Source organism: Streptomyces sp. NPDC030143, from assembly GCF_055573695.1.
In genome coordinates, this window is sequence record NZ_JBVIAY010000003.1 from 190,968 (window position 1) to 207,615 (window position 16,648).

15 protein-coding genes are annotated in these 16,648 nt (G+C 72.7%); 8 read left to right on the forward strand and 7 right to left on the reverse strand.

Features of this window, described 5'->3' with window-relative positions; genetic code table 11:
* Positions 1-132: 132 nt before the first annotated feature.
* From ACZ4YY_RS07005 to ACZ4YY_RS07015, 3 genes are all read left to right on the forward strand, one after another.
* Positions 133-660 (forward strand): SigE family RNA polymerase sigma factor, encoded by a 528-nt coding sequence (locus tag ACZ4YY_RS07005; protein ID WP_468284645.1) that lies wholly within the window; start codon positions 133-135, stop codon positions 658-660.
* Positions 657-1,556, forward strand: coding sequence for a hypothetical protein (locus ACZ4YY_RS07010; RefSeq protein WP_468284647.1), 900 nt, complete (start codon positions 657-659; stop codon positions 1,554-1,556). Before ACZ4YY_RS07005 ends, ACZ4YY_RS07010 begins: the two co-directional genes overlap by 4 nt.
* Before the next feature lie 243 nt (positions 1,557-1,799).
* The gene (locus ACZ4YY_RS07015) at positions 1,800-2,726 is read left to right on the forward strand and encodes a dihydrodipicolinate synthase family protein (protein WP_468284649.1); all 927 of its coding nucleotides are present in this window, start codon (positions 1,800-1,802) and stop codon (positions 2,724-2,726) included.
* A 126-nt stretch (positions 2,727-2,852) separates the two neighbouring features.
* Here the strand turns inward: ACZ4YY_RS07015 and ACZ4YY_RS07020 are convergent, their stop codons facing one another.
* The 5 genes from ACZ4YY_RS07020 to leuA form a co-directional block, all read right to left on the reverse strand.
* Positions 2,853-3,533, reverse strand: coding sequence for a response regulator transcription factor (locus ACZ4YY_RS07020; RefSeq protein ID WP_468284651.1), 681 nt, complete (start codon positions 3,531-3,533; stop codon positions 2,853-2,855).
* A complete protein-coding gene (locus tag ACZ4YY_RS07025) occupies positions 3,533-4,624 on the reverse strand; it encodes a sensor histidine kinase (protein WP_468285264.1) in 1,092 nt (363 codons plus the stop codon). The genes ACZ4YY_RS07020 and ACZ4YY_RS07025 overlap by 1 nt, the downstream gene beginning before the upstream one ends.
* A gap of 121 nt (positions 4,625-4,745) precedes the next feature.
* On the reverse strand, positions 4,746-6,821 hold the full coding sequence (locus ACZ4YY_RS07030; protein WP_468284653.1) for an MMPL family transporter: 2,076 nt from the start codon (positions 6,819-6,821) through the stop codon (positions 4,746-4,748).
* 164 nt (positions 6,822-6,985) lie between these two features.
* Positions 6,986-7,684 (reverse strand): TerB family tellurite resistance protein, encoded by a 699-nt coding sequence (locus ACZ4YY_RS07035; protein WP_468284655.1) that lies wholly within the window; start codon positions 7,682-7,684, stop codon positions 6,986-6,988.
* A 183-nt stretch (positions 7,685-7,867) separates the two neighbouring features.
* Positions 7,868-9,589, reverse strand: coding sequence for a 2-isopropylmalate synthase (gene leuA / locus ACZ4YY_RS07040; protein WP_468284657.1), 1,722 nt, complete (start codon positions 9,587-9,589; stop codon positions 7,868-7,870).
* A gap of 318 nt (positions 9,590-9,907) precedes the next feature.
* Here leuA and ACZ4YY_RS07045 point away from each other — a divergent pair, with 318 nt between their 5' ends.
* From ACZ4YY_RS07045 to ACZ4YY_RS07055, 3 genes are read left to right on the forward strand one after another with little or no spacing between them, the layout of a single operon-like run.
* Positions 9,908-10,978, forward strand: a complete 1,071-nt coding sequence (locus tag ACZ4YY_RS07045; RefSeq protein WP_468284659.1) for a M4 family metallopeptidase — start codon at positions 9,908-9,910, stop codon at positions 10,976-10,978.
* Between the two features lie 20 nt (positions 10,979-10,998).
* Positions 10,999-11,265: a protealysin inhibitor emfourin gene (locus ACZ4YY_RS07050; protein WP_468284661.1), complete on the forward strand. Its 267-nt coding sequence runs from the start codon at positions 10,999-11,001 to the stop codon at positions 11,263-11,265.
* A 46-nt stretch (positions 11,266-11,311) separates the two neighbouring features.
* Positions 11,312-12,655 carry a GH1 family beta-glucosidase gene (locus ACZ4YY_RS07055; RefSeq protein WP_468284663.1) on the forward strand — a complete coding sequence of 448 codons (1,344 nt, stop codon included), beginning with the start codon at positions 11,312-11,314 and terminating at the stop codon, positions 12,653-12,655.
* 71 nt (positions 12,656-12,726) lie between these two features.
* On the opposite strand, the gene era is transcribed toward ACZ4YY_RS07055, so the two are convergent.
* Complete coding sequence (gene era / locus ACZ4YY_RS07060; RefSeq protein WP_468284664.1) at positions 12,727-13,680, reverse strand: GTPase Era; 954 nt, start codon at positions 13,678-13,680, stop codon at positions 12,727-12,729.
* A gap of 173 nt (positions 13,681-13,853) precedes the next feature.
* Here era and ACZ4YY_RS07065 point away from each other — a divergent pair, with 173 nt between their 5' ends.
* Both ACZ4YY_RS07065 and ACZ4YY_RS07070 read left to right on the forward strand, forming a co-directional pair.
* Positions 13,854-15,164, forward strand: coding sequence for an ammonium transporter (locus ACZ4YY_RS07065; RefSeq protein WP_468284666.1), 1,311 nt, complete (start codon positions 13,854-13,856; stop codon positions 15,162-15,164).
* Complete coding sequence (locus ACZ4YY_RS07070; protein ID WP_468284668.1) at positions 15,161-15,499, forward strand: P-II family nitrogen regulator; 339 nt, start codon at positions 15,161-15,163, stop codon at positions 15,497-15,499. Before ACZ4YY_RS07065 ends, ACZ4YY_RS07070 begins: the two co-directional genes overlap by 4 nt.
* 117 nt (positions 15,500-15,616) lie before the next feature.
* Here the strand turns inward: ACZ4YY_RS07070 and ACZ4YY_RS07075 are convergent, their stop codons facing one another.
* Complete coding sequence (locus tag ACZ4YY_RS07075; RefSeq protein WP_468285266.1) at positions 15,617-16,624, reverse strand: DUF916 domain-containing protein; 1,008 nt, start codon at positions 16,622-16,624, stop codon at positions 15,617-15,619.
* Between the last annotated feature and the right edge of the window lie 24 nt (positions 16,625-16,648).

Here is a 16,648-nt window from a genome sequence, read left to right on the forward strand (position 1 = left end):
GGCCCCCCGTGTCCCGCTCGTCCCGTCGGTCGTCCTGCGGCTTCCTCTCCATTCCCTCATTCGAACCCGTCCGCGAATCCCGGGCAACCGATTCCGCCGGACCGGTGGTCTGAGGGGCGAGGAGGGAGCTTGATGCAGGCCGAACTTGAGGCCCAGTTCCAGGAGTTCGTCAGGGCACGGTGGTCGCGGCTGGTACGGACCGCGTATCTGCTCACGGGCGACGCCCACCACGCGGAGGACCTGACGCAGACGGCGCTGGCGAAGGCGTACCGGTCGTGGCGGCGGATCGCGCGCAGCGACAGTCCCGAGGCCTATGTCCGCCGCATGCTGGTCAGCTGCAACAGCGACCGGTTCCGCAAGCGGCGGGTCGCCGAGGCGTTGACCGCGGCGCCGCCCGAGACGCCGGGGCGCGACGAGGCGGTCGGGCAGGTGGAGGAGCGCGGCTCCCTGCTCGCCGGGCTGGCCCTGCTGCCCGCCAAGCAGCGGGCGGTGGTGGTCCTGCGGTACTGGGAGGACCTCTCCGAGGCGGAGGTGGCCGAGGTGCTCGGCTGTTCGCCCGGCACGGTCAAGAGCCAGGCCTCGAAGGGGCTGGCGAAGCTTCGCACGTACCCGGGGCTGGCCCAGGGCCGCGCCGTGTCCGGGCGGGGAGGCGGAAAGTGAACCACGAGGCAGACGACGAGCGGGACTTCGAGGAACTGGTGAGGGAACTGATGACGGACGACGCGTACACCATCCAGCCTTCTCCCGCGCCCTACCCGGCGATCCGCCGGCGGGGCGTGATCGAGCGGCGGCGGCGGCTCGCGGTGGCGGGGGCGGCGGTGGTCGTGCTGGCCGCGGTGCCGGCGGGGGCGTACGCCGTGGCCGGGGGGAACGGGGGACGGGGCGCTGACGCGACGACACCCATGTCGTCGGTCAGCGCCCCGCGCAGCCCCGCCGCGACGGCCTCCGGACAGGCGGCCGCCGGTGGTCAGTTGCTGGACGGGGTGACCGCCGAGCAGGCCGCGGACGGGCTGCGCAAGTGCATCGCCTACGACGACGCCCAGCCGTCGGGCGGCCTCGAGAAGGACTACCTGGGCGAGGCCGGCGACTACCGGATCCTGCTGGCGATGCGCAGCACCGGCGACAGCAACGCGCCGGGTGACGGCCACTACGTCGTCGCCGTCAAGGAGAAGACCGACGTCCGGCTGATCTGCAACGTCAAGGGCGGCGAGGTGACCGGCATCAACATCAGCTCGCCCGAGTCCGGTCCCACCGGCGCGGTGGTGGCCGACATCAACGCCGGGAAGCTGTACCAGCAGTCGGTCCTGGACAAGGGCAACTGGAAGCTGCCGTTCCGCTGGGGTGTCATCGGCACGGTCGAACCGTCCGTGGCCAAGGTGACCGTCTCCTACGGCGACAGCGAGACCACGGCCACCCTCGACGGACGCTGGTTCGTCGCCGCCGGCCTCCTCGGCGAGCAGGTGACGCTCGCCCCGCACATCAAGGGCTACGACGCCGGCGGCAAGCTGGTCTACGACTCCGACCGGGACGAGACGTACGAGAAGACCCTCCCCTAAGAGCTCCGAACAGAAGGGGAGGCCGTTCAGCTCGCGGCGTCCGGTACGTGCGATCGCAAGGCGCCGGAAGCTCCTCGTAGCGGAGCCACCAGGGGCTTTCGGCAACGCGGCGAGCGTGCGTGCCAGGCGTCGCGAGCCGGGCTCCCTTTTTGTTCGGAGCTCTGAGGAGCCGGGACGCGGGAGGGCGGCCGGGGCGGGGGACACTGCCCTGGTCGCCCGTACGTCCAGCGCCAGGGAGTCCCCATGCCGTTCCCCGCCCCGCTCACCGGTGTCGTCCCCCCGCTCTGCACGCCCCTGACACCGGAGCGGGAGGTGGACGTGCCCTCGCTGCTCCGGCTGGTCGACCACCTCGTGGCGGGCGGGGTGCACGGCCTGTTCGTGCTCGGGACGACGTCGGAGGCGGCGTATCTGACGGACCGGCAGCGCCGGCTGGTCGTCGAGACGGCCGTGGCGCACGTCGGCGGGCAGCTGCCGGTGCTGGCCGGGGCGATCGACATGACGACGCCCCGGGTGCTGGACCGGGTCGCGTCCGCCGCGGAGGCGGGCGCGGACGCGGTGGTGGTGATCTCCCCGTTCTACACGGCCACCCATCCGGCGGAGGTCGCCCGCCACTACCGTCTGGTCGCCGCCGCGAGCCCGGTCCCCGTCCTGGCCTACGACCTGCCGGCCGCCGTGCACACCAAGCTCCCCGCCGACGTCGTGCTGGAGCTGGCCGCCGACGGTGTGCTGGCCGGTCTGAAGGACTCCAGTGGTGACCTGGCGGGCTTCCGCGAGGTCGTGGCCGGCACCCGGGCTCGCCCCGGGTTCAGCGTCCTGACCGGCTCCGAGCTGATCGTCGACGCGGCGCTCGCCGTGGGCGCCCACGGGGCGGTGCCCGGCCTCGCCAACGTCGACCCGCGGGGCTACGTCCGCCTGGACCGTCTGTGGCGTTCCGACGAGCGGTCGGCGGCGCGGGACGAACAGGAGCGGCTGTGCGGCCTCTACGGCATGGTGCGCGCCGGTGATCCGGCCCGGATGGGCGGGAGTTCGTCGGCGCTCGGCGCGTTCAAGGCGGCCCTGCACCTGTTGGGCGTGATCGCCTGCCCGGCGACGGCCGAGCCCCAGGTGCCGCTGTCGCCGCAGGAGGTGGAGCGGGTGGAGGGCCACCTGATCGAGGCGGGGCTGCTGTAGGCCACGGCCAGGACGGGACGGGGCGAGACGGGGCGGGACGGCACGGGACGGGACAGGACGGGGCGGGACGGGGCGGGACGGGGCGGGACGGCAGGGCACGCCCCCAGGGCCTGTCCGCCGCCGCCCCTAGCGGCGTCCTCCCGTCGCCCCCGGTGTCACCAGGCCCGACTCGTAGGCCACGATGACGAGTTGGGCCCGGTCCCGCGCGCCCAGCTTGCCCATGATGCGGCTGACGTGGGTCTTCGCGGTGAGCGGGCTGAGACCGAGGGTCTCGGCGATCTCGGTGTTGGTGAGGCCGCGCGCCACCAGGGCGAGCACCCCGCGCTCCCGCCCGGACAGGCCCTCCGGCCCGCCGGTCGGGGGCGGCGCCGCGGGGCTGCGCAGGAAACGGGCGATCAGCCGGGCCGTCGGGCCCGGGGACAGCAGCGCCTCGCCGGACGCCACCGTGCGGATGCCGTCGAGCAGGTCGGCGGGCCGGGTGTCCTTCACCAGGAACCCCGAGGCGCCCGCGCGCAGCGCCTCGACGATGTTCTCGTCGGTGTCGTAGGTGGTCAGCACCAGCACCTTCACCCCGGCGAGGTCCTCGTCGGCGGCGATCAGCCGGGTGGCCTCGATGCCGTCGAGGTCGGGCATGCGGACGTCCATGACGACGAGGTCGGCGCGCTCGCTGCGGGCCCGTTCCACCGCCTCCCGCCCCGTGGCGGCCTCCCCGACGACCTCCATGTCCGGCGCCGACGCCACCAGCAGCGCGAACGCGGCCCGCACCAGCGTCTGGTCGTCGGCCAGCAGCACCCGGATCACGCTCATCACGTCTCCCCTCTCGGCAGTACGGCGCTCACCTCGAAGCCCTTCCCCTCCCGCGGCCCCGCCGCCAGCGTGCCGCCCACGCTCCGCACCCGTTCGCGCATGCCCACGAGCCCGAAGCCGGGTGCCCCGGCCCCGGCCCCGGCCCCGTCGTCGGTGACCGTCACCCGCAGGGCGGCCCCCTCGTCGTACACCCGCACCCGGACGCTCAGGTCGTCGCGGCCGCCGTGGCGCACGGCGTTGGTGAGGGCCTCCTGGACGATGCGGTAGGCGGCGGCGCCGACCGCGGGCGGCACCTCCGTGTGCCGCAGCGACAGGTCGACGCGGGCGCCCGCCGCCCGGGCCGTCTCGACCAGGCCGGACAGTCCGCGCAGGTCGGGCAGTGGGCCGCGGGTCTCGGGCGGTCCGTGGTCGCGCAGCACCTCCAGGGTCGTGCGGAGTTCGCCGCGGGCGGTGCGGCAGGTCTCGGCGATGTCGTCGAGGGCCCGGGCGACGGCAGCGCGGTCGAGACGGTCGGGGTCGGCGGCCAGCACGTGCGCGGCGACGGCGGTCTGCACACCGATCAGGGTGATGCTGTGGGCGAGCAGGTCGTGCAGGTCGCGGGCGACGCGCAGGCGTTCCTCGGCGACGCGGCGGCGGGCCTCCTCCTCGCGGGTGCGTTCGGCGCGTTCGGCGCGTTCCAGGGCGGCGGTGACGTTCTCGCGGTGGACGCGGATGTACCCGCCGAACATCATGACGGCGACGATCCAGCCGGAGATGCGCAGGAACTCCACCGTCCCGTCGAGGTTGGTCAGCGCGTTGACGGTCAGCGTCATGGAGACCACGAACAGGCCGATGACCAGGGTGCGGCGGGCCGTGCCGGTCACGGCGACGGTGTACAGCGCGGCCATGGCCGGTTCGACGGCCGCGATGTGGTTGTAGTCGAGGGCGTGGTATGGCACGAGCAGGACCGCCATCGCGCAGAGCACGAGCACGGGACGCCTGCGGCGCCACGCGAGCGGCACGTGCGCGCCGAGCAGCAGGCTCCAGCCGAGCACGTCCGGGGCCCGGCCGTCGACGAACAGCACGGCGATCACGGAGTCGGTGACGGCCATGCCCGCCGCCAGCCAGGCGTCCGCCCACGGGTGCGTCACCCAGCGCTGCACCGCTCCCCCTCTCCCCGCGCACCATCCTGCCCGAGGGGGCGCCCCTCCGGGAGGGAGGGGCGCCCGGGGGTCAGCCGGTGACCGGCTCGCGCTCACGCGTGTGTCCCGGCTGCGACTCCGGCTCCCGCGACAGCCGCCCCGGCCACCACACCCTGCGTCCCAGGGCCACGCTCGCGCTGGTCACCAGGTAGGTGCGGACGAGGAAGGTGTCCAGCAGCACCCCGACGGCGATCACGAAGCCCAGCTCGACGAGCGGCACGAGGCCCATGTTCGTCAGCACGGCGAAGGTCGCGGCGAGGACCAGCCCGGCGGAGGCGATGACCCCGCCGGTGGTGCGCAGCGCGGTCAGGGCGGCGGCGGCCGGTTCGGCGCCGCGCAGCGACTCCTCGCGCATGCGGTGCATCAGGAAGATGCCGTAGTCCACGCCGAGGGCGACCAGGAACACGAAGGACAGCAGCCCCAGCCCCGGATCGGTGCCCTCGAAGCCGAACACCGGCCCGAACAGCAGCCCGCCGAGGCCCAGCGAGGCGCCCCACACGGCGACCACGGCGGCCACCAGCAGCAGCGGGGCGACCAGCGACCGCAGCAGGGCGACCAGGATCAGCAGGACGGAGACCAGCACCAGCGGCACGACGATCATCCGGTCGCGGGCGTTGGTGTCCTCCAGGTCGATCTGCTGGGCGCTGGCCCCGCCGACGTAGGAGCCGTCGAGGACGTCCCGCAGCCGCTCGATGGTCGCGGTCTCGGCCGCCGTCTGCGGAGGTGCGGACGCGGTCACGGAGATCTCCGTCCAGCCTCCCCCGGTGCGCCCCTTGCGGGCGTCGGCGACGCCTTCGACGTCCCGGACGGCCGCGAGGGCGGCGTCGGCGCGGCCGGCCGGGGTGAGCACGTCGATGGGCTGTGCGGAGCCCCCCGGGTAGGCCTCGGCGAGGGTCCGCAGGGCGGCGACCGACTCGGGCCGGTCGACGAAGGAGTCCTCCTGCTTGAGGGTGCCGGGCAGGTTCAGCGAGCCCAGGGCGAGCGCGCCGAGCAGCACCGCGCCGGCCGCGAGGACGGTCCGCGGGCGCCGGCCGGCGGAGCTGCCCATCACCGCGAACAGCGACCGGCGGGCCTTGGGCGTGCCGCCGTGGACCGGCACCAGCGGCCAGAACACCCGGCGGCCCAGCAGGACCAGCAGCGCGGGCAGCAGGGTCAGCATCGCGACCAGCGCGCACAGCACGCCGACGGTGCCGAGCGGGCCCATCCCGCGGGTGGAGTTGAGGTCGGCGGCGAGCAGGCACAGCAGTCCGGCGGCGACGGTCCCGGAGGAGGCGAGCACGGCGGGCCCGCAGCCGCGCAGCGCGGCCACCATGGCGTCGTACGGGTGCTCGATGCGCCGCAGTTCCTCGCGGTAGCGGGAGACGAGCAGCAGGGCGTAGTCGGTGCCGGCGCCGAAGACCAGGATCGTCATGATGCCCGAGCTCTGTCCGGACACCGTCGTCCCGAAGGCCTGGTGGAGGCCGTAGGCGACGCCCATCGACAGGAAGTCGGCGATGCCGGCCACGACGAGCGGCACCAGCCACAGCACCGGGCTGCGGTAGATGAGGATCAGCAGGACCGCGACGACGCCGACGGTGGTGTAGAGCAGCGGTCCGCCGAGGGCGTCGTAGACCTTGCCCGCGTCGGTGGCGTACGCGCCCGTGCCGCCCACCTCGACGGTCAGCCCGCCCGTGCTGTGGGCGACCTCGCGCACGGCGTCGACGAAGGCGTCGCGCTTCTCCTCGTCGGTGCCGGGCTCGTTGGTGGCGACCGGGTACATGACGGTGGTGCCGTCCTCGGACGGGACCCCCCGCGGCGGTGCGGTCAGCGCGTGCTCCCCCGCGACCCGCGTGACCTGTTCCCGCGCCGTGTCCCGGTCGGCGGCGGTCAGCCCGCCGTCGCGGTGGTAGACGAGCACCAGCTCGGTGGTCTCACCCCCCGGCAGTTGTTCCTGGATCTTCGCGGCCTGCGTGGAGTCGGCGCTCGCCGGCAGGTAGTCGGTGATCCGGTCGCGCTGGACGTCGGCGAGTTTCGCGGCGAACGGTGAGGCGAGCGCCAGCACGCCCACCCACAGCGCGAGCACCACCCAGGGGATGGCGCGCTTGCCCTTCGTTGTCCCGGCCCCCATGAGTCGGGCCTCCCTCCGGTCGAATGCCTGGAAGCGGCGGTTGCGGCTTCCAGACTTCCGCCCGGCGCGGGGCCGGTCGTCGCGCGGGAGGGCGAGTTCGGGGGTACTCCGGCGGGCGGCCGGGAGGGGGGACTACTCCCGGGGGAGTAGCGGGCGGGTCCGGGTCAGGACGGCGTCCGCGCCGTCGCCAGCAGCCGGGTCACGTCCTCCGCGCGGATCGTCAGTGCCGCGCCCACCGTCGCCAGGACCTCCCGCTCGGCGGGGGTGTAGGGGCCGTCGGCGAGGGCGATGCGGGCTCCCTGGAGGAGGATCGACTCGCGGCCCACGGGGGCGAGGTGCGGGGCGAGCGGGTCGAGGGCCTCGTGGAGCTCTATGGCCAGACCGGCGCCGCCGCAGGGTTCGCCGTGGACGCGGCCGGTGTCGGCGGCGAGGGCGTCGACGAGGGCGGCGAGCTGTTCGCGGGTGCAGTCCGGGAAGCCGGCCGCGCGGACCGCCGTGGCCGCCGTCTCCAGGGACGTCCGGGCGCAGGTGCCGCCGGCGGACAGGACGGCGAGGGCGACGGTGTGCACGGCGTCGCGGAGCATCGCGGAGAAGCGGGTGGTGGTGGGGTGGTCCAGGACGTCGGTGCCGAAGTGGCGGTGGCAGGCCGCGCACTCGACGACCGGTGCGCCGGCGCCGCGCGGCAGCACGGGCAGGCCGAGCAGACAGAGCCGGCGCCGGCCGGTCAGCCGCTGGTAGTTGCGGTCGCCGCCGCAGCCGGGGCAGAAGAACTCGCCGTCCCCGACGGGTGTCCACGCGGTGCGGGTGCCCAGGATGCGGGCACGCCCGGTGGCACGGCCGTCTCGTCCCCGTTCTGGCAGCACGTCGCACCTCCGTAACCCCGCGGCAACATCGCCACGTCTGCGTGATGTTAGCCACATGGATGAGGCGGAGTCAGCACCCTGGACGAGACCTTTCCGTGACCTCCACGGCCGGATGGCCGATAACCGACGGGGCCCCGGCCGCCGGATGCGGCGGCCGGGGCCCGAAACTCCCGGTCAGGGTGATCAGCGCGTCGCGCGGTTGACGGCGGAGACGACCGCCTTCAACGACGCACGCGTCGTGTTCGCGTCGATGCCGATGCCCCACAGGACCTTGTCGCCGATCGCGCACTCGATGTACGAGGCGGCCTGCGCGGAGGCGCCCTCGCTCATCGTGTGCTCCTGGTAGTCCAGCAGACGTACGTCGACGCCGATGGACTCCAGGGCGTTGAAGAAGGCCGAGATCGGACCGTTGCCCGAGCCGGACAGGACGGTGTCCTCGCCGTCGACGGTCGCCTCGACGGTGAGGGTGTCGACGCCGTCGGTGTCGGTGGTGGACTGGCCGGTGCGGACCTGGATGCGGCCCCAGGGGTTGTCCGGGTTCGGCAGGTACTCGTCCTGGAAGACCGCCCAGATGTCGCCGCCGGTGACCTCGCCGCCCTCGGCGTCCGTCTTCGCCTGGATGATCTTCGAGAACTCGATCTGCATCCGGCGCGGCAGGTCCAGCTTGTGGTCGTTCTTCAGGACGTACGCGATACCGCCCTTGCCGGACTGCGAGTTGACCCGGATGACGGCCTCGTAGGAGCGGCCGACGTCCTTGGGGTCGATGGGCAGGTAGGGGACGGCCCACTCGATGTCGTCGACGGTGACGCCCTTCGCTGCCGCGTCGGCCTCCATGGCGTCGAAGCCCTTCTTGATGGCGTCCTGGTGGGAGCCGGAGAAGGACGTGTAGACCAGGTCACCCACGTACGGGTGGCGCGGGTGGACCTCCATCTGGTTGCAGTACTCCCACACGCGACGGATCTCGTCGATGTCGGAGAAGTCGATCTGCGGGTCGACGCCCTGGGAGAAGAGGTTCATGCCCAGGGTGACCAGGTCGACGTTGCCGGTGCGCTCGCCCTGTCCGAACAGGCAGCCCTCGACGCGGTCCGCCCCGGCCATCAGCGCCAGCTCGGCGGCGGCGACGGCGGTGCCGCGGTCGTTGTGCGGGTGGACGGACAGGCAGACGTGCTCGCGCCGGGAGAGGTTGCGGCCCATCCACTCGAAGCGGTCGGCGTGGGTGGAGGGCGTGGAGCGCTCGACGGTCGCCGGCAGGTTGAGGATGATCTCGCGGCCCGGGCCGGGCTGCCAGACGTCCATGACCGCCTCGCAGACCTCCAGCGCGAAGTCCAGTTCGGTGTCGGTGAAGATCTCGGGGCTGTACTGGTAGCCGAACTCGGTCTCGGGGCCCAGCAGCTTCTCGGCGTACTCCATCACCAGCCGCGTGCCGTCGACGGCGATCTGCTTGATGTCGTCCTTGGAGCCGCGGAAGACGACCCGGCGGAACACGGGGGCCGTGGCGTTGTACAGGTGGACGGTGGCGCGGCGGGCGCCCTTGAGGGACTCCACCGTCCGCTCGATCAGGTCCTCGCGGGCCTGGGTCAGGACGGAGATCGTCACGTCGTCCGGGATCGCGCCCTCTTCCTCGACGATGGAGCGCACGAAGTCGAAGTCGGTCTGGCCGGAGGCGGGGAAGCCCACCTCGATCTCCTTGTAGCCCATCTTGACCAGCTGGTCGAACATCCGGCGCTTGCGCTCGGGCGACATCGGGTCGATCAGGGCCTGGTTGCCGTCGCGCAGGTCGGTGGAGAGCCAGCGGGGGGCGGCGGTGATCCGGTTGTTCGGCCAGGTGCGGCCGGGGATGTCGACCTGCTCGTAGCGGCCGTACTTGTGGATCGGCATCTGGCTGGGCTGCTGGCGGTTCGCCATGGTGCGGTGGCTCCTCAGGATGTCCGGAAGGACGGCCGACGACGCAACGCCAAGCTCCGCGGGGAGGGGGTCGGCCTCGACTACAGGCCCTCGCCGCGGCAGCTAAGGAGAAGCAGCCCGAAACGCATAGTGCTCCGCACTTTAGCCGAGCCGCATCGGGCGGGCGGGCCTGTTCCAGTATGCGGGACCGCCCGGACGAAACGGGCAAAACGTGCCGCATACCACTCGCATCGGCAGCTCAGAGCCTTTTGTCACCGTTTTTCACCAATCATGGTTGCGGCCGGTGACAGCGGCGTCACACGGTGCGAGGGTGCCGCAATGACGACTCACGGGGGCTTCGAGCCCGTCTTCTGCACCGTCGTGCCGCCCCACGTCCTCGACCGACTGGCGCGCCACGACGACCCCGCACTCTCCGGTCCCGCCCGGCGCACCCTGCTGCGCGACAGCGAGCTGCGCTCCCGGCGCCGCGTGACCACCGAGTTCCGCCTGGCGGCCGCCCCGACGGCGAAGGCACCGTCGGACCGGCCGCTGCGCACCGTCTACGACGCCGAGCACGGCACCGGCCTGCCCGGCACCAAGGTCCGCGGCGAGGGCGAGGAGCCCGGCCGGGACGCCACGGTCAACCGGGCCTACGCGGGCCTCGGCGCCACCTTCGAGCTCTTCCTGAAGGCCTACGGCCGCCACTCCATCGACGGCGACGGCCTGCCCCTGGACGCCACGGTCCACTACGACCGGGACTACAACAACGCCTTCTGGAACGGCGAGCAGATGGTGTTCGGCGACGGCGACGGCGAGATCTTCGTCGACTTCACGAACTCCGTCGACGTCATCGGCCACGAGCTGGCCCACGGCGTCACCCAGTACACGGCGAACCTCACCTACTACGGCCAGCCTGGCGCCCTCAACGAGTCGATGTCCGACGTCTTCGGCGCGCTCATCAAGCAGTACACGCTCGGCCAGACCGCCGCCGAGGCCGACTGGCTCATCGGCGCCGAGCTGCTCGCCCCGGGCGTCACCGGCCGGGCCCTGCGCTCCATGAAGGCCCCGGGCACCGCGTACGACGACGACGTCCTCGGCAAGGACCCGCAGCCCGCGACGATGGACGACTACGTCCGCACCGGCCGGGACAACGGCGGCGTCCACATCAACTCGGGCATCCCCAACCACGCGTTCTACCTGGCCGCCACCGCCATCGGCGGCTTCGCCTGGGAGAAGGCCGGTCAGATCTGGTACGACGTGCTGACCGGCGGCGAGCTGAGGGAGAGGGCGTTCTTCACCGACTTCGCCAAGCTGACGGTGCGGGCGGCGCGCGAGCGCTTCGGCGACGGCGGCGAGGAGTTCCAGGCGGTGGAGAAGGCCTGGGAGCGGGTCGGGGTGCGGATCCTGTGACGACGTACTAGACAGGACCCATGCGGATTCAGGTGAGACGCACGGGCGGGTTCGCGGGCATCGAGCGGCACGCCGAGGTGGACACCTCGGAACGGCCCGACGCCCCCGAGTGGCACGCCCTGGCCGAGAGCGCGCTCGCGTCCGGCCGGGGCGTGCCGCCGGTCGGCGTGCCCGACGGCTTCAGCTACCAGATCACCGTGGACGGCACGACGGTCTACGCGGCCGACCCCCGGCTCACGGACGACCAACGCAAGCTGATCTCCCGGGTGTTGAAGGAAGGGGCGTGACGCGTTCTTCACACGAGCCCGTTGACTTCCCTTACCCCCGGTACGGATGATCCGGCGCATGGCGAGCGACGAGCAGCACACTGCGACGAACCCGATCCCCCGGTTCCCGGCCGGCTTCCTGTGGGGCGTCTCCACCTCCGCCCACCAGATCGAGGGCGCGGTCGACGCACGCCAGCCGTCCGTGTGGGACACCTTCACGGCCGAGCCGGGCCGGGTGAAGGACGGCTCGACGGCGGCGGTGGCCTGCGACCACTACCACCGCTACCCGGAGGACGTGGCGCTGCTGTCCGGGCTCGGCGTGAACGCCTACCGCTTCTCGGTGTCGTGGCCGAGGATCCTGTTCGACGAGCGGCGCGGCCTCGACTTCTACGACCGTCTGGTGGACGAACTGTGCGCGGCCGGCGTACGGCCCGTCCCCACCCTCTTCCACTGGGACCTGCCGGAGGGGCTGGACTGGCTGGAACGCGACACCGCGCACCTCTTCGCCGAGTACGTCGCCGCGGTCGCCGAACGGCTCGGCGACCGGGTGAACAAGTGGATCACCCTCAACGAGCCCGCCGAGCACACCCTGCTCGGCCACGCGCTGGGCACCCACGCCCCCGGTCGGCGACTGCTGTTCGACGCGCTCCCCGTCGCCCACCACCAGCTCCTGGCCCACGGCCTGGCGGTCCGGACGCTCCGCGCGGCCGGCGCCACGGACATCGGCGTCGCCAACTCCCACGGACCGACCTGGCCGGCGTCCCGCGAACCGGCCGACCTGGAGGCGGCGGCCTTCTACGACCTGCTGCTGAACCGGCTGTTCGCCGAGCCCCTCCTGCTGGGCGCCTACCCGGAGGGCATCGGCGAGCTGATGCCCGGGGACGTGGAGGCCGACCTGAAGGTGATCTCGGAACCCCTCGACTTCTACGGCGTCAACTACTACGCGCCGACGCGGGTGGGCGCCCCGCAGGGCACCGAGATCGACTTCGGCGGGGTGCGGATGCCGGCCGAACTGCCCTTCTCCGTACGGGAGATCGAGGGCGTCCCGGTGACGGACTTCGGCTGGCCGGTGGTGCCCGAGGGCCTCACGGAGCTGCTGACCGGCTTCCGGGACCGCTACGGCGACCGGCTGCCCCCGGTCGTGATCACCGAGAACGGGTGCAGCTACCCGGGCCTGGACGACCAGGACCGCATCGCCTACCTCGACGGCCACCTCCGCGCCCTGCACGGGGCGATCCAGGCGGGCGTGGACGTGCGCGGCTACTTCGTGTGGTCGCTGCTGGACAACTTCGAGTGGGCGGAGGGCTACGAGCGCCGCTTCGGCCTGGTCCACGTCGACTTCGACACGCTGGAGAGGACCCCCAAGACGTCCTACGCCTGGCTGCGGGAGGTCCTGCGGGCCCAGGGGTGAGCGCCGCGGCGGGACGCCCCGGCCGGCCTGCTCTCGCAAGCCCGGGCGGGACGCCCCGGCCGGGCTTGCTCTCAGAAGCCCAGCCTGCGCAGCTGCTTGGGGTCCCGCTGCCAGTCCTTGGCGACCTTCACGTGCAGGTCGAGGAAGACGGGGGTGCCCAGCAGCGCCTCGATCTGCTTGCGGGACTTGATGCCGACGTCCTTCAGACGGCGGCCCTTGGGGCCGATGATGATGCCCTTCTGGCTGGGGCGCTCGATGTAGATGTTCGCGTGGATGTCGAGGAGCGGCTTGTCGGCGGGCCGGTCCTCGCGGGGCAGCATCTCCTCCACGACGACGGCGATGGAGTGCGGCAGCTCGTCGCGGACGCCCTCCAGGGCCGCCTCGCGGATCAGCTCGGCGACCATCACCTGCTCGGGCTCGTCCGTGAGGTCGCCCTCCGGGTACAGCGCGGGCCCCTCCGGCAGCATCGGGATCAGCAGGTCGGCCAGCAGGTTCACCTGCTTGTCGCCGACCGCGGAGACCGGGACGATCTCCGCCCACTCGATGCCCAGCTCCCTGCCGAGCTGGTCGATGGCGATGAGCTGCTCGGCGAGCGCCTTGGGCTCGACGAGGTCGGTCTTCGTCACGACCGCGACCTTCGGCGTCCGCTTGATCCCGGCCAGCTCCTTGGCGATGAAGCGGTCGCCGGGGCCGATCTTCTGGTCGGCGGGCAGGCAGAAGCCGATGACGTCGACCTCGGCCCAGGTCGCGCGGACGACGTCGTTGAGCCGCTCGCCGAGGAGTGTGCGCGGCTTGTGCAGACCCGGGGTGTCCACCAGGATCAGCTGCGCCTCGGGCCGGTGGACGATGCCCCGTACCGTGTGCCGCGTCGTCTGCGGACGGTTGGAGGTGATCGCCACCTTCTTCCCGACCAGAGCGTTCGTGAGGGTGGACTTGCCGGCGTTGGGGCGGCCCACGAAGCAGGCGAAACCTGCCCGGTGCGCGGCCTCGGCCGACTGTTCGGATGACTGGGTACGAACGCTCATGGCGCCCATTGTCCCTGATCCCCGGGGCCCCGCCGTACAACCGCCCGAAGCCGCCCCCTTCGGTGAGCTTCCGGAAACCCGCACGCAACGAAACGTGACGGAAACACACCCGTACGCGACCGGTAACGCGGTGCGGTGACCCTCTGACGAGCCCCCACCCGTTGGAGACGACCGTGATCCTTGCCGCCGCGCAGGTGGACACCGGCGACACCGCCTGGCTGCTCGCCGCCACCGCCCTCGTCCTGCTGATGACCCCGGGCCTGGCCCTCTTCTACGGCGGCATGGTCCGCACGAAGAGCGTCCTCAACATGCTGATGATGAGTTTCGTGTCGATCGCCCTGGTCACGGTGGTGTGGCTGGCGGCCGGCTATTCCCTCGCGTTCGGTGACGACGTCGGTGGCGGACTGATCGGCGGGCTGAAGCACGCAGGGATGGCCGGACTGGGCCCGGACAGCGTCCAGGGCACCGTTCCCACCCTCCTCTTCGCGACCTTCCAGCTCACCTTCGCGATCATCACGGCGGCCCTGGTCAGCGGTGCGATCGCGGACCGTGCGAAGTTCACGGCCTGGCTGGTGTTCGTCCCCGTCTGGGCGCTGCTCGTATACGTTCCCGTCGCGCACTGGGTGTGGGGGCCGGGCGGCTGGATCCTGACCCGCCTCGGCGCGCTCGACTTCGCCGGCGGCCTGCCGGTCGAGATCACCTCCGGGGCCTCCGGCCTGGCGCTCTGCCTGGTCCTGGGCCCGCGCCTGGGCTTCAAGAAGGACGCGATGCGTCCGCACAACCTGCCCATGGTGATGCTGGGCGCGGGTCTGCTCTGGTTCGGCTGGTTCGGCTTCAACGCGGGCTCGGCCCTCGGCGCGAACGGCCTCGCGGCCGCCGCCTTCCTCAACACCCTCGCCGCCGGCTGCACCGGGCTGCTCGGCTGGCTGCTCGTCGAGCAAAGGCGCGACGGCCACCCCACGACCCTCGGCGCGGCGTCCGGCGCGGTCGCGGGCCTGGTCGCCATCACCCCCTCCTGCGGTTCGGTCTCCCTGCTCGGCGCGCTGGTCGTCGGCCTCGCCGCCGGTGTCGTCTGCTCCTACGCGGTGAGCTGGAAGTTCAGGCTGAACTACGACGACTCGCTCGACGTCGTCGGTGTCCACCTGGTGGGCGGTGTCATCGGCACCCTGCTCATCGGCGTGTTCGCTGTCGAGTCCATGACCGGCGGCACCGAGGGCCTGCTGTACGGCGGCGGTCTCGCCCAGCTCGGCAAGCAGCTCGTGGCCGTCGTCGCCGTCGCCGCGTACGCGTTCCTGGTGACGTACGGCATCGCCGGGCTGCTGGACCGGACCATCGGCTTCCGGGCGGACGAGGAGCACGAGCACACCGGCCTGGACCTTACGGTGCACGCCGAGACCGCATACGATCACGGCGTCCTGGGCCACGGCGCCCCGGTCAGTTCCTCCTCCGTCCCCTCCGGCCAGAAGGCAAAGACCCAGGCATGAAGCTCATCACCGCGATCGTCAAGCCGTACCGCCTCGACGAGGTGAAGACCGCCCTCCAGGAGCTCGGCGTGCACGGGCTGACCGTCACCGAGGCCAGCGGCTACGGCCGCCAGCGCGGGCACACCGAGGTGTACCGGGGCGCCGAGTACCAGGTCGACCTCGTGCCGAAGGTACGGATCGAGGTCGTGGTCGAGGACGCGGAGTCGGACGCCGTGATCGACGCGATCGTCGGGGCCGCGCAGACGGGGAAGATCGGCGACGGCAAGGTGTGGGCCCTGCCGGTCGAGACGGTCGTCCGCGTCCGGACGGGCGAACGCGGCCCCGACGCGCTCTGAGACGACGGTGAGAACGGGGGAGCCTCGGGTGAGTGGTACGCGCTCCTCGAGGAACACGGCGGCCACACCGATCCCCGGTGGTCGGTGAGCGGGCGGGACCTCTGGAAGCTCCGACCGTCACGGCCTGCGAGCCGCCTCCCGCCGCTCCCCCGGCACGGCGGTGACGGCACGGCGGGCGGGCCGGCCGGCCGCCCTCCGCGCCCTGGTCCACAGCGCCGCGCCCAGGGCCGTCGCCGTCCCCAGCACGCCCGCCACCAGCCACGGCAGCGCGAGGAAGGACGCGCTCGCCGACTCACGGGTGTCCTTCGCGCTCGCCGTCAACGTCACCCTGCCCCAGTCGAGTTGGGGTGCTCCGCGCCAGGGCTCGCTCAGGCGCACCCGCTGGCCGGGCAGCAGTTCGGCGGGGACCTTCGACAGGTCTCGGGCGAGGAGCGTACGGCCGAAGAGGCCCGTCGCGCGCAGTTCCACCGTCGGGTTCAGGGTGACGTTGCCGGTGTTGTGCAGGGTGTAGGAGACCGTGGCGGTGCTGTCGCCGAGGCCGGGGACGAGCGGCCGGTCGTGGTGGAGGCGGACGTCCTCGACGGCGAGCGCGGGCAGGGCGGGCCCGCTGACCTGGAGGTAGACGCGGGCGCCGACGGCCCGCCGGATGCCGAGCGCGACGGCGCCGTCGCCCTTGTCGACCCGCTCGTCGAGCGCCACGATCGCCCCCGGGTGGTCGCCGGGCTCGGCGCCCTCGGGCACCCGGACCGTGAACGGCACGGTGACGGAGGCGCGGCCCGGCACGGTCACCCGGTCCCGCGCGGGCTTCGCCCACGCGCCCACGCCCCGCATCCGCTCCCCCGCCGTCCGTACGGCGAACCCGCCGTCGCGGGGGGTGTTGTAGGCGTCGGCCGCGTACAGCCGGAAGGTGAGCGGCGCGTCCGTCCTGTTGGCGACGACGACCTTGTCGGTGATCGTCTGCCCGGGGTCGGCGGTGACATAGAAGTACGGCCGTGCGGCGACGGCCGAGGAGTCGGGGTGCACGGACCAGCTGCCGTTGTCGGCGGCGCGGGCGGGGGTGGCCGACAGCAGCGGCGACAGCAGGGTCAGGAGGAACGGCAGGAGGAGGGCGTACGGCTTGCGCATGGGTGCGGCCCCCACGGGCGTCGG

Excerpts from the sequence above, each read along its gene's own strand:
- ACZ4YY_RS07005 (WP_468284645.1), top strand. The coding sequence starts at position 133 with ATGCAGGCCGAACTTGAGGCCCAGTTCCAGGAGTTCGTCAGGGCACGG.
- ACZ4YY_RS07015 (WP_468284649.1), top strand. The coding sequence starts at position 1,800 with ATGCCGTTCCCCGCCCCGCTCACCGGTGTCGTCCCCCCGCTCTGCACG.
- ACZ4YY_RS07020 (WP_468284651.1), bottom strand. The coding sequence starts at position 3,533 with ATGAGCGTGATCCGGGTGCTGCTGGCCGACGACCAGACGCTGGTGCGG.
- ACZ4YY_RS07025 (WP_468285264.1), bottom strand. The coding sequence starts at position 4,624 with ATGGCCGTCACCGACTCCGTGATCGCCGTGCTGTTCGTCGACGGCCGG.
- ACZ4YY_RS07030 (WP_468284653.1), bottom strand. The coding sequence starts at position 6,821 with ATGGGGGCCGGGACAACGAAGGGCAAGCGCGCCATCCCCTGGGTGGTG.
- leuA (WP_468284657.1), bottom strand. The coding sequence starts at position 9,589 with ATGGCGAACCGCCAGCAGCCCAGCCAGATGCCGATCCACAAGTACGGC.
- ACZ4YY_RS07045 (WP_468284659.1), top strand. The coding sequence starts at position 9,908 with ATGACGACTCACGGGGGCTTCGAGCCCGTCTTCTGCACCGTCGTGCCG.
- ACZ4YY_RS07050 (WP_468284661.1), top strand. The coding sequence starts at position 10,999 with ATGCGGATTCAGGTGAGACGCACGGGCGGGTTCGCGGGCATCGAGCGG.
- ACZ4YY_RS07055 (WP_468284663.1), top strand. The coding sequence starts at position 11,312 with ATGATCCGGCGCATGGCGAGCGACGAGCAGCACACTGCGACGAACCCG.
- era (WP_468284664.1), bottom strand. The coding sequence starts at position 13,680 with ATGAGCGTTCGTACCCAGTCATCCGAACAGTCGGCCGAGGCCGCGCAC.
- ACZ4YY_RS07070 (WP_468284668.1), top strand. The coding sequence starts at position 15,161 with ATGAAGCTCATCACCGCGATCGTCAAGCCGTACCGCCTCGACGAGGTG.
- ACZ4YY_RS07075 (WP_468285266.1), bottom strand. The coding sequence starts at position 16,624 with ATGCGCAAGCCGTACGCCCTCCTCCTGCCGTTCCTCCTGACCCTGCTG.